General features: G+C 66.6%; 15 protein-coding genes. 10 read left to right on the top strand and 5 right to left on the bottom strand.

Going from position 1 to position 15778, the window contains the following annotated elements; translation table 11 throughout:
* Positions 1 to 8 precede the first annotated feature (8 nt).
* The 3 genes from ABQF30_RS19140 to ABQF30_RS19130 all read left to right on the top strand — a co-directional run bounded on the left by ABQF30_RS19140 (position 9) and on the right by ABQF30_RS19130 (position 3741).
* On the top strand, positions 9 to 932 hold the full coding sequence (locus ABQF30_RS19140; protein WP_448466641.1) for a diacylglycerol kinase: 924 nt from the start codon (positions 9 to 11) through the stop codon (positions 930 to 932).
* Between the two features lie 94 nt (positions 933 to 1026).
* Positions 1027 to 3225: a glycoside hydrolase family 183 protein gene (locus tag ABQF30_RS19135; protein ID WP_448466639.1), complete on the top strand. Its 2199-nt coding sequence runs from the start codon at positions 1027 to 1029 to the stop codon at positions 3223 to 3225.
* Entirely contained in the window at positions 3226 to 3741 is a 516-nt protein-coding gene (locus ABQF30_RS19130) for a hypothetical protein (protein ID WP_448466637.1), read from the top strand.
* Positions 3742 to 3746: 5 nt separating this feature from the next.
* On the opposite strand, the gene ABQF30_RS19125 is transcribed toward ABQF30_RS19130, so the two are convergent.
* The 4 genes from ABQF30_RS19125 to ABQF30_RS19110 all read right to left on the bottom strand — a co-directional run bounded on the left by ABQF30_RS19125 (position 3747) and on the right by ABQF30_RS19110 (position 8017).
* The gene (locus tag ABQF30_RS19125; protein ID WP_448466635.1) at positions 3747 to 4259 is read right to left on the bottom strand and encodes a DUF3145 domain-containing protein; all 513 of its coding nucleotides are present in this window, start codon (positions 4257 to 4259) and stop codon (positions 3747 to 3749) included.
* Between the two features lie 110 nt (positions 4260 to 4369).
* Positions 4370 to 5194 (bottom strand): serine hydrolase domain-containing protein, encoded by an 825-nt coding sequence (locus ABQF30_RS19120; protein WP_448466633.1) that lies wholly within the window; start codon positions 5192 to 5194, stop codon positions 4370 to 4372.
* A 29-nt stretch (positions 5195 to 5223) separates the two neighbouring features.
* Entirely contained in the window at positions 5224 to 6243 is a 1020-nt protein-coding gene (locus ABQF30_RS19115) for a class I SAM-dependent methyltransferase (protein WP_448467241.1), read from the bottom strand.
* A gap of 148 nt (positions 6244 to 6391) precedes the next feature.
* On the bottom strand, positions 6392 to 8017 hold the full coding sequence (locus ABQF30_RS19110) for a LuxR C-terminal-related transcriptional regulator (protein ID WP_448466631.1): 1626 nt from the start codon (positions 8015 to 8017) through the stop codon (positions 6392 to 6394).
* Positions 8018 to 8087: 70 nt separating this feature from the next.
* Here ABQF30_RS19110 and ABQF30_RS19105 point away from each other — a divergent pair, with 70 nt between their 5' ends.
* Genes ABQF30_RS19105 through ABQF30_RS19085 form a run of 5 tightly spaced genes read left to right on the top strand, consistent with a single transcriptional unit; the run spans position 8088 to position 12324 of the window.
* Positions 8088 to 9179, top strand: a complete 1092-nt coding sequence (locus ABQF30_RS19105) for an S-(hydroxymethyl)mycothiol dehydrogenase (protein ID WP_448466629.1) — start codon at positions 8088 to 8090, stop codon at positions 9177 to 9179.
* A gap of 25 nt (positions 9180 to 9204) precedes the next feature.
* A complete protein-coding gene (locus ABQF30_RS19100) occupies positions 9205 to 9828 on the top strand; it encodes an MBL fold metallo-hydrolase (protein ID WP_448466627.1) in 624 nt (207 codons plus the stop codon).
* A 48-nt stretch (positions 9829 to 9876) separates the two neighbouring features.
* Entirely contained in the window at positions 9877 to 10983 is a 1107-nt protein-coding gene (locus ABQF30_RS19095; RefSeq protein ID WP_448466625.1) for a glycoside hydrolase family 5 protein, read from the top strand.
* A 13-nt stretch (positions 10984 to 10996) separates the two neighbouring features.
* On the top strand, positions 10997 to 11236 hold the full coding sequence (locus ABQF30_RS19090; RefSeq protein ID WP_448466623.1) for a DUF1049 domain-containing protein: 240 nt from the start codon (positions 10997 to 10999) through the stop codon (positions 11234 to 11236).
* Positions 11237 to 11238: 2 nt separating this feature from the next.
* A complete protein-coding gene (locus ABQF30_RS19085; protein WP_448466621.1) occupies positions 11239 to 12324 on the top strand; it encodes a class I SAM-dependent methyltransferase in 1086 nt (361 codons plus the stop codon).
* Positions 12325 to 12346: 22 nt separating this feature from the next.
* On the opposite strand, the gene ABQF30_RS19080 is transcribed toward ABQF30_RS19085, so the two are convergent.
* Entirely contained in the window at positions 12347 to 13888 is a 1542-nt protein-coding gene (locus ABQF30_RS19080) for an acetolactate synthase large subunit (protein WP_448466619.1), read from the bottom strand.
* Between the two features lie 166 nt (positions 13889 to 14054).
* Between ABQF30_RS19080 and ABQF30_RS19075 the strand changes: the two genes are divergently transcribed.
* Both ABQF30_RS19075 and ABQF30_RS19070 read left to right on the top strand, forming a co-directional pair.
* The gene (locus tag ABQF30_RS19075; RefSeq protein ID WP_448466617.1) at positions 14055 to 14891 is read left to right on the top strand and encodes an SDR family NAD(P)-dependent oxidoreductase; all 837 of its coding nucleotides are present in this window, start codon (positions 14055 to 14057) and stop codon (positions 14889 to 14891) included.
* Positions 14891 to 15529 carry a TetR/AcrR family transcriptional regulator gene (locus ABQF30_RS19070; RefSeq protein WP_448466615.1) on the top strand — a complete coding sequence of 213 codons (639 nt, stop codon included), beginning with the start codon at positions 14891 to 14893 and terminating at the stop codon, positions 15527 to 15529. Before ABQF30_RS19075 ends, ABQF30_RS19070 begins: the two co-directional genes overlap by 1 nt.
* Positions 15530 to 15778: the final 249 nt, after the last annotated feature.

Below are 15778 nucleotides of genomic sequence, written 5' to 3'. Positions count from 1 at the left end.
GGAGCAAAATGAATATCAGCCGGGTCACGGTGCTGACCAACCCGCTGTCCGGGCACGGCAATGCGCCGCACGCCGCCGAGCGGGCGATCACCCGGTTCCAGCAGCGCGGGGTCGACGTATGCGCGATCGTCGGAACCGACGCCGCACACGCCCGCCGCCTGGTCGACGAGGCGCTGGAGGCCGGCACCGACGCGTTGGTGGTGGTCGGGGGTGACGGGGTCATCTCACTGGCACTGCAGGCGCTGGCCCAGGGCGACGTCCCGCTGGGCATCGTGCCGGCCGGGACCGGAAACGACCACGCCCGCGAATATCGGCTCCCGACAGGCAATCCCGAGGCCGCAGCCGATATCGTGGCCGACGGCCATACCGAAACCGTCGACCTGGGCCGCATCGAGAGCGCGGACGGGGCGGTCAAATGGTTCGGCACGGTCATGGCCGCCGGGTTCGACTCACTGGTCAGCGACCGGACCAACCGGATGCGGTGGCCGCACGGCCGGATGCGCTACAACGTCGCGATGGTCGCCGAGATGTCCAAGTTGCGGTTGCTGCCGTTCCGGCTCACGTTCGATGACGGACCCGAGATCCGTACCGAGTTGACCCTCGCCGCATTCGGCAACACGAAAAGCTACGGCGGCGGCATGCTGATCTGCCCCGGTGCCGACCACTCCGACGGACTGCTCGACGTCACGATGGTGTCATCGGCTTCTCGCACCAGATTGATCCGATTGTTTCCGACAGTGTTCAAGGGCACGCACGTCAACCTCGACGAGGTCACCACGAAACGGGCCGCGACGGTCAGAGTGGATTGTCCCGGCAACTCCCCGATCATCAACGCCTATGCCGACGGGGATTTCGCTGCCGCACTCCCGGTGACCGTGTCGGCGGTGCCCGCCGCGCTGAAGATCCTGGTGGCCCAGTCCGACAATCGCTGATTTGGGCGTGTTTGCTGCGCACTCCGCGCGGGACGCGGTACCTTTCGATCGGGCCGGGGCGAATCGACACACAGCGGAACGGGTGCGGAGCGTCATGGATTCAAGTAAGTACATCGGTCGCGTCGGCGCTCTTGCGGTCGCGCTGGGCATCGGAACCGCGTTGACGTCGGGAACGGCCGTCGCATGGGCCGACGAGGGCAGCAGCTCCGACAAAGCCAGCACCAGCAGCACCGACGGCGAGTCCGCCCCCAAGAAGCCCGCCGAATCCGGCGCTGCGACAAAGCCGACCCGCACGGGCCCTCTGTCGAAACTCGGCGAGCGGATCCGCAAGGACGTCGAGTCGGGCATCGACGGCGCGACAGACGCTTTGAAGCGCAGCCAGAGTCGACTCGAGAAGCCACGGAGGGCCACCAGGCCCGGCGCCACCGAGTCTGAGCCGGTCGGCAAGCCCACCCGCGCTCGGCAGCACGTGCGCGTCGAGAAATCCGAGACCACGATCACCCCGGCGGCCGCGGACAAAGTGCCCGAGCTGGACAGCAGGCAGCGTCGCGACACCGTGGTCGTCAAAGTCGAAGAGGCCGGCCAGAAAATCACCGAAAACATCAAAGAGAACCTCGTCGAGCCCGTCGCCAAGACTGTCGCCGAAAACGTTGTGCCGCGCGGCTTGACCGCCCCGGCCACCGCACAGGCCAGTGCCCCTGTTGAGCCGCCCAAGATCACCGCAGTGCCGGTGGTCTCGGCGCTGCTCGCGGCCGCCGGCCTGTCCCCGGTGGGTGCGGGCACCAGCCCCGTGGCGCCCTCCCAGTCGCCTGCGATGTGGGCCGTGATGGCCTGGGCACGACGGGAATTCGAGCGTTCGATCAACCCGATCGGCACCAGTCTGGTGTCGGCCAATGATGCGGCGTCCGTGGTGGCCGAGGGCACGGCCGACAGCGAGATCCAGCCGATGGCGGCAGTCGCGGTGCCGACCGACGATCTGACGCCCAAACCCCAGGTCCCGTCGTCGCTAACCGACTTCACGAGCAAACTCCCGTGGGTCACCGGTCCCGGTGAAACCGACCACTGGTACGTCGCGGGCACTGACCTCGGCATCATGTGGGTCAGCGGATACACCGATCCTGAAACTGGAAAGGCGATCATCTACACGCTGTTCGGCGATACCTACAGTGGGCCGAACATGACCGGGGACTGGCGAAACAACGTGCTGTTCCGGACCAGCGACACCGACCTCACCGACGGCCTCCAGTTCAGCGACGCGCTGATCCACGCCGGCGCGGGTCCCGGTGTCCCCGGCACGCCCGAGTGGTACGGCACCGACGGTCCGCCGGCCGGCGCCGCCCAGATCATCTACGACCCCGGCTACGACGGCCTGTTCGGCCGGACCTACACGATGATCCCGACCTCGGCAATCGCGATAACCGACGACGAAGGGAACATCACCCAGTACGCGACGGTGATGTCGATCCGCACCTGGGACAACCCCGGCAGCTGGACCACCAACTACGCGGCCATCGCGTACTCCACCGACGGCGGCGAGACCTGGACGGTCGACGAAGACACGGTGCGCTCGTCGGGTTGGCTGCGCGCGGGCCCGGCCTACGTGCCCGGCGACGAGCATTTCCAGCAGAACGCCCTGGTGATGTCGGACGACCCCGCCGACCAGTACGTCTACGTGTACGGGACGCCTTCCGGCCGGCAGGGCTCGGCTTACCTGGCGCGGGTCGAGAAGGACCAGATCACCAACTTGGATGCCTACGAGTACTGGTCAGGCGAGGATTCGGCCGGCCAGGGCCAGTGGGTGACAGGCGATCCGTCGGCCGCCGTTCCGGTGTTCGGCTCAAGCGAAACCGATTTCCTGCCGCGGCTGTACAACGTCATCGACTGTTTCACGTTCGGCTTCTTCAGCAAGATCGCCAACGGCATCTGGGTCGGCGGCCTGCCCACCAACGGCCATGTCAGCGAGATGTCCGTGCAGTACAACGAATACCTGGACCAGTACGTGGTGCTCTACACCGACAGGGGCAACAACGTGGTGATGCGGGTGTCGGAGTCACCGCAAGGCGAGTGGTCGGATACCACCACTCTGGTGAGCAACAACCTGGCCACCAATACCGGCATGTACGCGCCGATGGTGCATCCGATGTCGGGCACCGACTACTTCAACACCACCGACGCCGACGGCAACGTCGTCGACAACTCGCAGTACATCTACTACAACCTGTCCTACTGGGGTGAGTACAACGTGCGCCTGATGCAGACCGACCTGGAGCCGATGAAGACGATGTCGGTGTAGATGAACGGCCCACTTGCGTGGACTGCGGCGGCTTTTATGCTGGGCGCCGCGGTCGGCGCGAGTGCGTGCGCGCAGGCCAATCCGGAACCGCCGCCGCCCGGCCCGCCCCAGAGCACACCGCCGCGGGCGGACTCGCCCTGCTCGGAGAGCTTCGAGGGCGTCTTGACGCGCCCCGGACCGAGTGCCGGACAGCCGCTGCTGCACTGCAACGGCGGCGTCTGGCAGCAGTTGCACAATCCGTATCCGTCGTCGGACCGCTGGTTGACCACAGGTCCCGAACTGATCGTGCACGGTCAGGGTCGACGGAATCCAGAGGCCAAGGCGGGCGCGTGGACAGGCACCCCGCAGACTGCCGAAGCACGATGCAGCGCCGAGCGCGTCGACGTTGTAGCCGCAGGCGAGACGTCCGCACCGGAGAAGCTATCGGCCGATCCGGGCCGACCGCTGACGTTCGAGGTCAGCGATCACATGTTCACCGTCACATTCAGCGGCTATTGCCTCTGGCAGCGTGGCTGAGGAAGTTATCCCACGCCCCTGTTGAGCCAGCTGACCTCGCCACTGTCGCCGCCGTCGCGGTAGGGCTCCAAGGATTCGTCCCATGCCGTGCCGAGCACGGAGTCCATCTCGGCGGCCAGCATGTCCGCACCGCCGGCCATGAGCGTGCGCAACCGCATCTCGCCGACCATCACGTCACCGTTGGCGCTCATGACACCGCTCCACAGACCGAGTTGCGGGGTGTGGCACCACCGGTGACCGTCGACGCCCGCGCTGGGGTCTTCGGTCACCTCGAACCGCAGCACCGACCAGGACCGCAGGGCGTTGGCCAACTGCGCTCCGGTGCCGACCGGTCCAACCCAGTTGGTGACCGCGCGTAGCTGGCCTGGCATGGCCGGTTGCGGGGTCCACTTCAGGTTGGCCCTCGCCGACAGGGTCGACGACAACGCCCACTCGACATGCGGGCATACCGCCGCGGGTGAGGCGTGGATGTACACCACGCCTGTCGCCGCGTCGGCGAACTGGTTCGATGCACGCATCTGCTTCTCCTTCGGCTCCACGAGGGACGTCTTCCCCAACGACCTGGCGTTACCAAAGAGATGCAGTTGTGCCGTGCGTGTCTATTGTGCCTTGTGTGGCGCCTGTTGCGCTAGTCTGTGCCGATTTCTCTCAGCACACCGTCAGAAATTGACGGCCACAGCGTGTATGCCCAGTCCCCGAAGTCCCGGTCGGTGAGTGCTACCAACGCCACGTCAGCGCTCGGGTCAACCCACAAGAACGTCCCTGACTGGCCGAAATGCCCGAATGTGGCCGACGAGTTCGCCGATCCGGTCCAATGCGGGGATTTGCTGTCGCGGAGTTCGAAACCCAGCCCCCAGTCGTTGGGCCGCTGCGACCCGAACCCCGGCAGCACACCTGCCAGACCCGGAAACTGAACCGAGATCGCCTCGGTGTGCATGGCTTGGGACACCAGAGCCGGCCGCAGCAACTCCCCCGCGAACGCCGCAAGGTCGGAGACCGTCGACACCCCGCCGAATCCGGCGGCCTCCGCGCCGCCCAGCAGCTTCGACGCCGACATCCCGAGCGGCTCGAACACCGCCTCGGTCAGATAGCGGCCGAACTCGATCTCAGCGGCCTCCTCGATGGCCCGCGCGAGCAACTCGAATCCGTAGTTGGAGTAGACGCGCCGCTGACCCACGCGGGCATTCACCTCGGCTGAATTCATCGAGACCCCGGATGCGTGCGCCAACAGGTGTCGCACCGTCGAGCCGGGCGGACCGGCCGGGGTGTCGAGTTCGACGACACCCTCCTCGATCGCGATCTGCGCGGCCCGGGCCACCAACGGCTTGGTCACCGAAGCCAACGCGAACGGCTTGCCGGCGTCGCCGTGGGTGGCCAACACGCCGGACGGCCCGACCACTGCCGCGGCAGCAGTCGGGACCGGCCAGTCGTCGAGTACATCGAGCGCCTTCATCGCGCTGGAGCCTAGTCGGCTCCCGGCGACTACTTGCGGGCGATGTAGTAGTAATTCATCGCGTCGGAATCGACTTCGGTCACCGTGATGTCGCTGAAACCGGCGTCACGCAACATCGCGGTGGCCAACTGCCGGCCCCAGGCCGTGCCCAGGCCCGCACCGTCGTAGGCCAGTGACACAGACATGCAATGGATCGTCGACACGGTGTAGAAGAACGGCCGGAGCGGCACGCCGACGTTGTCCTCGAGTTGGCTTGAGGCCTTGATATCGACCATCAGGAAGACGCCGCCGGGTTTCAGCGCGCGGTACACATTGCTGAGAACCTGTGCCGGTCGGGCCTGATCGTGAATGGCGTCGAACGCCGTGACGACGTCATACGCCTCGGTCAGGCCGAGTTCGGCCACATCGTGCGCCTCGAACGTCGCATTGGTCAGACCCAGGCTGGCCGCCTCGGCGGTTGCCACCGCCAGGCCCTCGTCGGAGAAGTCGATTCCGGTGAACCGGCTGGCGGGGAAGGCATGCGCCATCAGGTTGATGGCATGGCCGCTGCCGCAGCCGAGGTCGGCGACGTCGGCTCCAGCGCGCAGCTGCTCCGGTAGGCCGTCGACGAGCGGGAGAATCGCGTCGATCAAGGCGGCGTCGAACACCTCGCCGCTCTCCTCGGCCATCAGCGCGTGGAATCGTGGGTACTGGTCGTACGCCAATCCACCACCGTTGTGGAAGCAGCCGATGATTCTCTGTTCCACCTCGCCGAACAGCGAGATGAACTGCGCCACCCGGGCGAGATTGTCCGGTCCGGCCGACCGGGTCAGCGCCGCCGCTCGGTGGGGCGGCAGGTGGTATGTCGAGGACCCCGGGTCGTAGGCGACGATCCCACCGGATACCAAGCCGCCCAACCATTCCCGCACATAGCGTTCGTTGAGCCCAGCGGCATCCGCGATCTGTTCGCTGGTGGCCGACGGTAGCGCGGCCATGGCGTCGAGCAATCCGGTCTGGTGTCCGATGCTGATCAGAACGGCAAGACAGGCACTGTCGATCGTGTCCATCATCCGTTCGGCGAAATCTTCGGCGCCTTCGGGCTGGGCGCCTTGCGTTGTGTCGAGTGTCGTCATGGATTGACGGTAGGCCGCCCGGGCGCTCACCACATCGGCCAAACCATGCAGATGTGCGGGGTCGGAACTGGCGCAAATGATGTAGCTACAGCACGTGGTTGGCGTGCGCCCACGCCACCGCAGCGGTTCGGCTCGACACCCCGAGCTTGGCGTATATGTTGGCCAAATGCCTGCCGACGGTCTTCTCGCTGACGACCATCTGCTGCGCGACCTGACGATTGGTCGCTCCGCTTGCGATTGCCCGCAGCACCTCGACCTCGCGCCGGGTAAGCCCGCCGGGACTGCCCCGCCCACACACTCCGCTGGGTTGCACGGCCAGTTGCTCGTAGATGTTCTCCGCAGTCGCGATATCGGCAGCCGCGGCGGATTCGTCGCCAAGGCCCCTGTGCGCCAAGGCCATCCACTCGTATACCTCGGCGATCTCGAATCGCGCCTGTTGCGTCCGGTACTCGCGCAGCGCGGCTCCCAGGCTCGCCAGGGCGGCGCTGTGCTCGCCAAGCCGCACCTGCAGCGCGCCACGCGCGTGCGCGGCCCAGGCGCGGTATCCCGGGGTGCCGAAAGCCTCGGCGCCTTCAGTGAGTTCACGACTGTGCCGCTGCGCCTCGTCGAGGTCGCCGCGGGCCAACGCCACCACCACGGCGGCCCGTAGCATCCGCATCCGGTCCAGCCGCCCGGCCCCGGCCAGCGCGACCCGCAGGTCCGCCCAGGCGGCCTGGCTCTGCCCCAGACTGCAGCGCAGCAGGGCCTCACCTGGTTGCGGGTCGACGCCGAGGCTGCGGGCCTTCGCGAACGCGGCCAGCGCGCCGTCGGAGTCACCGCGCAGCCTTCGCACCTCCCCAAGCTGATAGAAACCCTCGCCACCGACCCAGGCGTTTACTCCTTCCAATGCCGAACTGGCGGTGAACAATTCGTCCTCCAGCCGGCGATAGTCGTCGTCAGCTGCGGCGAGCTGCAACCGGTGCACGTCGCAGACCCGGTAGTAAGTAGAGGTGCTGTTGACATCGCACCACCGCTCCATTGCGTCCGTCCAGGACCGCATTCTGGGCCGGTCGGCAAGCTTGTGGCACAGGTTGAGCACCACGCAGTAGATGTCCCCCGCCCATTCCACCCGCACGTCACCGGCCAGCAGCGGCAGGAACGCCTCGTCGACGAGCGCATAGCCGTCGGCGACGCGCGCGTCGTAGAAAGCGGCCATCGCCTGGGCCACCAGGCACAGCGACGTCAGTGACGGATCCTCCAACGGTTCACACAGGGCCCGCATCTGCTCGGCCCGCCTCGTGAGCTCGTCGAGGTCCTGCTGCGCGACTGCCAGGAAGGCGTCGAGGTAGGCCAGGTAGCCGTGAGTGGGCCCCGCCGCAGTATCCGCCAGCAGCCTGCGGGCCCGGTTCATCCAGCCTTGGGCGATGTTCACGTCGCCGCGAGTGAGCCATTCCAGCGCGATGTCGAGTGCCTTCATCGCGGCGGCGGGCGGGTCGGAGCGCACCATCTGTCCGTAGACCCGCTCGGCGAGTCTGACCGCCTCTCTGCTGTGGCCCAGCCGCCACGCTGCGGTGGCGTACGCGTCAAGGTCGTCGAGTGTCATCGGCCCGACACTGTCGGCCCGGACGTACGCCTCATAGACAGCAGGCCAGTCACCACGCGCGAACGCGGCCCGCCCCTCGTTCAGGGTGGGATCGTTCTTTGCCCGAGCCGCTGATCCTGGGGCCGTCATGATTGCTGCCCACGGTATTACGCGAGAGGCTCCCGCGACAGGTCAACGGGCCACCGCTAGGTTATGAGCCATGCCTCAGACTGTGCGTGGTGTGATTTCCCGGAGTAAGAAGCAGCCCGTCGAGTTGGTCGACATCGTCATCCCGGATCCGGGTCCAGGTGAAGTGGTGGTCGACGTGATCGCCTGCGGGGTCTGCCATACCGACCTCACCTACCGCGAGGGCGGCATCAACGACGAGTATCCATTCCTGCTCGGTCACGAGGCGGCCGGCACCGTGGAGGCCGTCGGCGAGGGCGTCACAAACGTCGAGCCCGGCGATTTCGTCATCCTCAACTGGCGTGCGGTCTGCGGCCAATGCCGGGCGTGCAAACGCGGCCGTCCGCACCTGTGCTTCGACACCTTCAACGCCGCGCAGAAGATGACCCTGACCGACGGCACCGAACTGTCCCCCGCGTTGGGCATCGGCGCGTTCGCCGACAAGACCCTCGTGCACGAGGGGCAGTGCACCAAGGTCGACGCTGATGCCGACCCGGCGGTGGCCGGGCTGCTCGGCTGCGGGGTGATGGCAGGCATCGGCGCAGCCATCAACACCGGCGCGGTCACCCGCGATGACACCGTCGCGGTGATCGGCTGCGGCGGCGTGGGCGATGCGGCCATTGCCGGTGCCGCACTGGTCGGCGCGAAGAAGATCATCGCCGTCGACACCGACAACAAGAAGCTGAACTGGGCGCGCGACTTCGGCGCCACCCACACCATCAATGCCCGCGAACTGGACCCCGTCGCCACGATTCAGGATCTGACCGACGGCTTCGGGGCCGACGTGGTGATTGACGCCGTCGGCCGCCCGGAAACCTGGAAGCAGGCGTTCTACGCCCGCGACCTGGCCGGCACCGTCGTGCTCGTCGGCGTACCCACCCCGGATATGACCCTGGAAATGCCGCTGGTGGACTTCTTCTCCCGCGGCGGGTCCCTGAAGTCCTCGTGGTACGGCGACTGCCTGCCCGAGCGCGACTTTCCCACCCTCATCAGCCTCTACCTGCAGGGCCGGCTGCCGCTGGAGAAGTTCGTCTCCGAACGCATCGGCCTGGACGGTATCGAGGACGCATTCCACAAGATGCACGCCGGTGAGGTGCTGCGCTCGGTAGTGGTGCTCGACCGATGAGCGCTCGCGCGAAGAGGAGACAAGCATGAGCAACATCCAGCGGGTCGTGACCAGCGGCAAATTCGAACTCGACGGCGGCAGCTGGGACGTCGACAACAACATCTGGATCGTCGGAGATGCGTCTGACGTCGTGGTGTTCGACGCTGCCCACACCGCAGCCCCGATCGTCGAGGCCGTCGGCGGTCGCAACGTGGTCGCCGTGGTCTGCACGCACGGCCACAACGACCACATCACCGTCGCCCCCGAGTTGGGCGCGGCGCTGGACGCCCCGGTGCTGCTGCACCCGGCCGACGAGATGTTGTGGCGAGCTGTCCACCCCGACAAGGACTTCCGCACCGTCGAGGACGATACGGTGTTGCGCGCGGGCGGCATCGAACTGCATGCCCTGCACACCCCGGGGCACTCCCCCGGATCGGTCTGCTGGTCGATCCCCGAGCTGAACGCCGTGATCTCCGGTGACACCTTGTTCCAGGGCGGCCCGGGCGCGACCGGCCGGTCGTTCTCGGACTTCCCGACGATTCTGGACTCGATCTCGAAACGGCTGGGCAAGCTACCGGGCGAGACGGTCGTCTACACCGGTCACGGGGATACCACGACCATCGGCGACGAGATCGTCCACTACGACGACTGGGTGGCCAGGGGGCACTAGCCTGGACGAATGGTCGGGCGACCGGTGGGCAGGGTGGTTTGTCTGTGCATGGCCGTGATGCTCGCGGTGGCCTGCTCGCCACCGCCTCCGCGACCCTCGGCGCCGTCCCCGCCCACGAGCACTTCATCGCCCAGCCCTCCACCGCCCATCCCTCGGCTCGGCGTATCGGGAACCTCGCTGACCCTTGGGGGCCAACCTTGGTGGCCGATCGGTATCAACGCCTACTCGCTCGGCACCAATTGGGACATCAACGTGGGCTGCGGCTCGGAGGTGGCGCTCGACGGCTACTTCCGCAGCCTGCCGCCGCACTCGCTGACGCGGGTAGCCATCAATTCCAGTATGGCCGTGAACAAAACGACCGGCCGGCTCGACTTCACCGCACTGGACGCCGTCTTCGACGCGGCCGACTGGCACGGACAGTTGCTGATCCCGGTACTCACCAGCCACGAAGGTTCTTGCGAGCACGGCTATATCAAGGACCACGACTGGTACGCCGGAGGGTGGCGCACCGACATTTCGCACGGGCTGCCGATGTCGTTCGCTGACTGGTTGGACACCGCGGTCAAGCGGTGGGGACGCTTGCCGGCCGTCGCGGGCTGGAGCGCGGTGGGCGAGCCCACACCCGCCTACTGCATGGACCACGAGTGCCATTGGTCCAACACGGCATGCCCGTCCGATTCCGCGACGGTATTGCGCCGCTTCTTCGATGACACCGGGGCACGGATCCGCGAGCTGGATCCCGACACCCTGATCTTCAGTGGCCACGCCGGTGGCGGGCAGTGCGGATCCTCCGGCGACGACTTCGCGCTGGTGGGCGCATCTCCCGGTTTGGACGTGCTGGAGTATCACTACTACGAGGCCACCGATGACCTGCCCGGCGATCCGTACCACGGCCTGCAGTTGCGTGTCGAGCAGGCCCGTGCGGTCAACAAGCCACTGCTCGTCGCCGAACTCGGTTTGGAGGCAGGGTCATGCCGGTCGCCGGAGGACCGCCAGCGAGAACTGAGCGGGACAATCACCGCCTTGCGCGAGCACGGCGCCGCGGGCGCGCTGTTCTGGGCGTACATGCCCGACCCCCGGCCCGACGAGTGCACCCTCGACATCGGGCCGGCCGATCCTTTGATGGACATGGTCGGCACCGCGCCGCCCGCATAGCCCAGGAGGTCAGATGGCCCGCGACGAAGTAGCCCCGCCGGTCGGTGGGCCGGTCCGCCGGTTCGCGCTGCGCTACTGGGTGGCCCTGATCCTCGTCGCCTTGGCAGCGATCTTCGTCGCGCAGAACCGCAGCCGGGTGGGGGTGCACGTGCTGTGGGTGACCGTCGAGTCGCCGATGTGGCTCATCTTGGTCATCATTTTCGTTGTGGGACTTCTCATCGGACTGCTGCTGCATCGGCGACGACGGAACTAGCCATGCCGGAATCCAGAGTCACCGCCCGACCGGATCTGACCGGCGGCGGTAAGCGTCAGAGACCGACACCTCGGCTGCAGGCCGCGGGGTTGAGTTCTACGATCAAGCTTTTCGAACAGGCGGCTCGCGCCGTTCCCTTGCCGGCCGCGCCGAACCCGATCGTCATCGCCGACTACGGCTCGGGCGACGGCCACAATGCGATGCAGCCGATCGGAGCGGCCATCACGGCGGTTCGCGGCCGCACCAGGCCCGAACATTCAATTCTTGTGACGCACACTGACACTCCCGGCAACGACTTCACCACGATGTTCCACAACCTGTCCGACGATCCGGATTCCTACCTGCGCAAGGATTCGGCGACATATACCTCCGCGGTGGGCCGGTCCTATTACACCCAGATCCTGCCGTCGAACAGCGTGAATCTGGGTTGGTCAGCGTGGGCCATTCTGCGACTCGGCGAGGTGCCGATGCCAGTCACCGACCACATCGTGGTGGCCTATAGCACCGATGCACAGGTCCGTGCCGCCTACGCCAGGCAGGCTGCGTTCGACTGGCACGAGTTCGTGGCGTTCCGTGGCCGCGAGCTGTCTCCCGGCGGTCGCCTCGTGGTGCTGACGATGGCTCTCGGCGAGGACGGCGATTTCGGTTACCGGGCCCTGTTCGGCGCGATCATGGACACGCTGCGGGAGCTGGCCGCCAACGGGGTGGTGCGACCCGATGAGATGGCGCGCATGACGCTGCCGTTAGTGGGCCGTCGCGCGGCGGATTTCGCCGCGCCGTTCGCCCCGTCGGGCCGGTTCGAGCGTCTGTCGATCGACCACCTCGAGGTGTTCGACGCCGAGGACAGGATCTTCAATCTGTACCGGACCGACAAGGACGCCAATGCTTTTGGAGCCCGCTGGGCAGCGTTCTGCCGGTTCGCGGTGTTCGGCGAGCTGGGCCAGGCAATCGACGACGACCCTGCGAGACTCACCCAATTCTTCGACCGGCTGGAAGCCGGGATCGCCAGTCGACTGGCCGCCGCACCAGAGGAGATGCGAATTCCGTTGGCCCAGCTAGTACTGGAGAAACGCCCACGGGCCAGTTGATCAGCCGGCTCGAGGTCTGAGGCTACGTCAGCACGGCGTCGATGAGGTGCGGCCCCGGTTCGGCCAGCGCGGCGCTGAATTGTGCCGCCAGGTCCTCGGCGGTGGCAGCCCGGGTGGCCGGCACCCCGAAACCCTGTGCGATGGCGACGAAGTCGATGTCGGGATTGCCGATGTCGAGCAGCGACTGGGATCGCTCACCGGTGGCACTGGTCCCGACTCGCTGCAGTTCCATCTGCAGGATGGCGTAGGCATGGTTGTTGAGGATCACCACAGTGATGTCGAGGTGCTCGCGGGCCATCGTCCACAAAGCCGAAATGGTGTACACCGCACTGCCGTCGGCCTGTAGAGCGATGATCGGCCGGTGCGGCGCGGCGACCGCCGCGCCGACCGCGACCGGCAGACCCTGCCCGATCGCACCGCCTGTGAGTGTCAGCACATCATGTGGCGGTGCGGTCGCGGTCGCTGCCGGCAGGAGAAACCCGCTCGTGTTGGCCTCGTCGGAGATGATGGCGTTCTCGGGCAGCAACGCGCCGATGACCTGAGCCCAGTTCTGCACGCTGAGTGGCCCGCGGGGCAGATCGCCCGGGACTGCGTCAGGTTTCCGCGCGAGGATGCCACCGAGTTTGTCGGCAAGCTTCTCCACATCGGCGACGGCCAAGGTATGCACCTGTGCATCCGCCGGGACGAGATCGCTCGGCTTGCCCGGATAGGCAAAGAACGAGACCGGTCTGCCAGCTCCCGCCAGGATGAGTTGTGTTGTGCCGCTGAGTTGTTCGGTTGCCATTTCAGCGAGATACTGCAGCCGGTCGATCGCGGGTACACCCCGCCCCCTGGCCAGGCGGGCAGGGAATGTTTCGACCAGCACGCGCGCACCGGTGGCCTCGCGGATACGCGCCGCGGCGGTCAGCCCGGCTGCGGTGGTGGCGGCACCGCCCAGCAGGATCGTCACTTTGTCGCCGTGGTTGCGAAGCAATTCCGCGGCCCCGGTGAGGTCGATATCGCCGACCGGCTCGTGGGGCACATCGACGTCGGGCAGCGGATTCTGCACTGCGGCGCCCCAGGAGAAGTCGGCCGGCAGGATCACCGTGGCCACCCGCCCGGGTGGGCCGATAGCGCTGCGGACCGCGTCACGGACCGCCACACCGAGGTCTGCGGCCGAGCCCGGCCGGTGCACCGAACCGTTCAGCCACGTGCCGAGGGCATCGATGTCCGATTCCAGCGGTGCGTCAAGGGATTTGTGATGCGTGGCGTGGTCGCCGACGATGTTGACGACCGGAGTGTGGGCCCGCCGGGCGTTGTGCAGATTCGCCAGTCCATTGGCCATCCCCGGACCGAGGTGCAACAGGGTGGCCGCGGGAGTGCCCGTGATCCGCGCGTACCCGTCAGCTGCCCCGGTGGCCACGCCCTCGAACAGACACAGCACCGGGCGCATCGACGGGGCAGTGTCCAGCGCTGCAACGAAATGCATCTCCGACGTGCCGGGGTTGGCGAAGCACACCTCGACACCCTCGGTGAGCAGCTGCTGTATCACCACCTGGGCACCCGTCTTCACAGGCGCCCACACATGTCATTCCACCTGTCACGCATCCGTCCATAGTGGTCGGCATCCCCGTCGGGCACCAGTATTCGGCCTGCGGCACGACAGCTGCCTCCTTCATTTCGGAAGTTGACTGATTATCAGTCAGTGTGCAACGGTGGCTCGGAACCCACCGGCTTTCTACGGAGTAGATATGCGGAAACGACGGATGGACCTGCACGGCAAACGCGTAGTGCTGACCGGCGCATCGAGTGGCATCGGTCGTGAACTGGCCCTCGGATTGGCGCGCAAGGGAGCGACGCTCGGGCTCGCTGCCCGTCGCGAGAATCTGCTCGACCAGTTGGCAGATGAGATTGCCGATGGCGGCATGCGTCGCCCGATCGTGCTTCGGGCCGACCTGGCCGAACCCGGCTCAGCCGCTGCCCTGGGTAATCGGGCGTTAGAGGCTCTAGGGGGCGGGGTGGACATCCTGATCAACAATGCCGGCGCCAACCTGACCGGGCCGCAGTCACTGCTCACCGATTCGGCGGCAGCGCGGGAAGTGTTCGAGGTCAACCTGTGGTCCCCACTCGCGCTCACAGCCGCCCTGCTGCCCGCCATGCACGCGGCCGGCGCCGGCACGATCGTCAATGTCACCTCGACCGTGCAGGCGGTGCCACTACCGCTGCTTGGCTATTACGCAGCGTCGAAATCCGCACTGGCCCAGGCCACCCGGTCACTGCGCCTGGAACTGGCCGAGACGCCGATCAGGGTGCTGGAAGTGGTGCCGGGCGCCACCGATACCGCGCTCCGTGACATCGACGAACTGCCCTGGAAGACAACACCTCCGCGGACTCTGACACCAGTGTCACCGGCCTCCACCGCGGCTGCGGTCGTGCGGGCATTGCAGCGCAACGCAACACGCGTCGTCTACCCCGGCTACTCCCTCCTCCCCATCGAGATTCCAGCCATTGGTCGGCTCGTCGCCACCATCGGCGGCCGACGAGTCAATACCCGAGACGCACTGGCCGATCCGGTGAGCCCGAACTGATGGGTCCCAAACCGGCCGTCGCCGATCGGCGTCAGCTGATCATCGACGCAGCCCGAAAGCTCTTTGTCACCCGGCCCTACGAGCAGGTCACCACGTCGGCGATCGCGAAGAACGCCGGTGTCGCCTACGGGTTGATCGCGCACCACTTCGACAACAAGCGTGGCTTGTACCTGGCTGTGATGAACGAGATCGCGGCCGAGATCGCGGCCACGCAGCTGTCTGCGTTGCCCGCTGGCGCCCCGCTGATCGAACAGTTGCGCCACGGGTTGCGCGCTCACATCGCCCACATGGATTCGTACTCCGACAGTTTCGTCGCGCTGTTACGGGGCGCACTGGGTGCGGATGCCGAACACCAGGCTGCGATCGAACGCCTCCGCTGGATGGGCGCAGAACGGATCCTATCGACGTTGGGCATCATTGAGCCCGTGGCACCGGCACTGCGCACGGCCATGCACGGCTGGGTCGGATACCTTGACGAGATGATGATCGACCGCATCACCCAGCGTGACATCGAGGTGGAAGCACTCGTCGAGTTCGCAGCTGCCGCACTGGTTGCGACGCTGCGTACCGCCGCCGCGGTGGACCGCTCGATTGTCTACTCCCCCGATGTCGCCGACGCGCTGAGATCCTTCGGATGATCGCGGCGGTTCTCAAACGGTTGCATTATTGAAGATGCTGCGCCACAGGGATATCCAGGTACATGCCCGCCGGGCGCGCCGCGCGGCACTGGTAAGGTTCGCGGTGCTCGCTAACCTTGTATTCAATGTCAACGTCGACGGGGATCAGACGGCCGAACAATCCAAGGCAGGACGATTATCGCGCTCCGCCGTGACGGGCACGCGCTGGGTGTATCAGGTTGGTTGACAGTCTGTTTCGCCGTCGTCCTT

The sequence above is a fragment of the Mycolicibacterium sp. XJ870 genome (assembly GCF_053483975.1).
The sequence above is the reverse complement of the archived record's forward strand: the minus strand, read 5'-3'. Positions and strand labels throughout refer to the sequence as shown.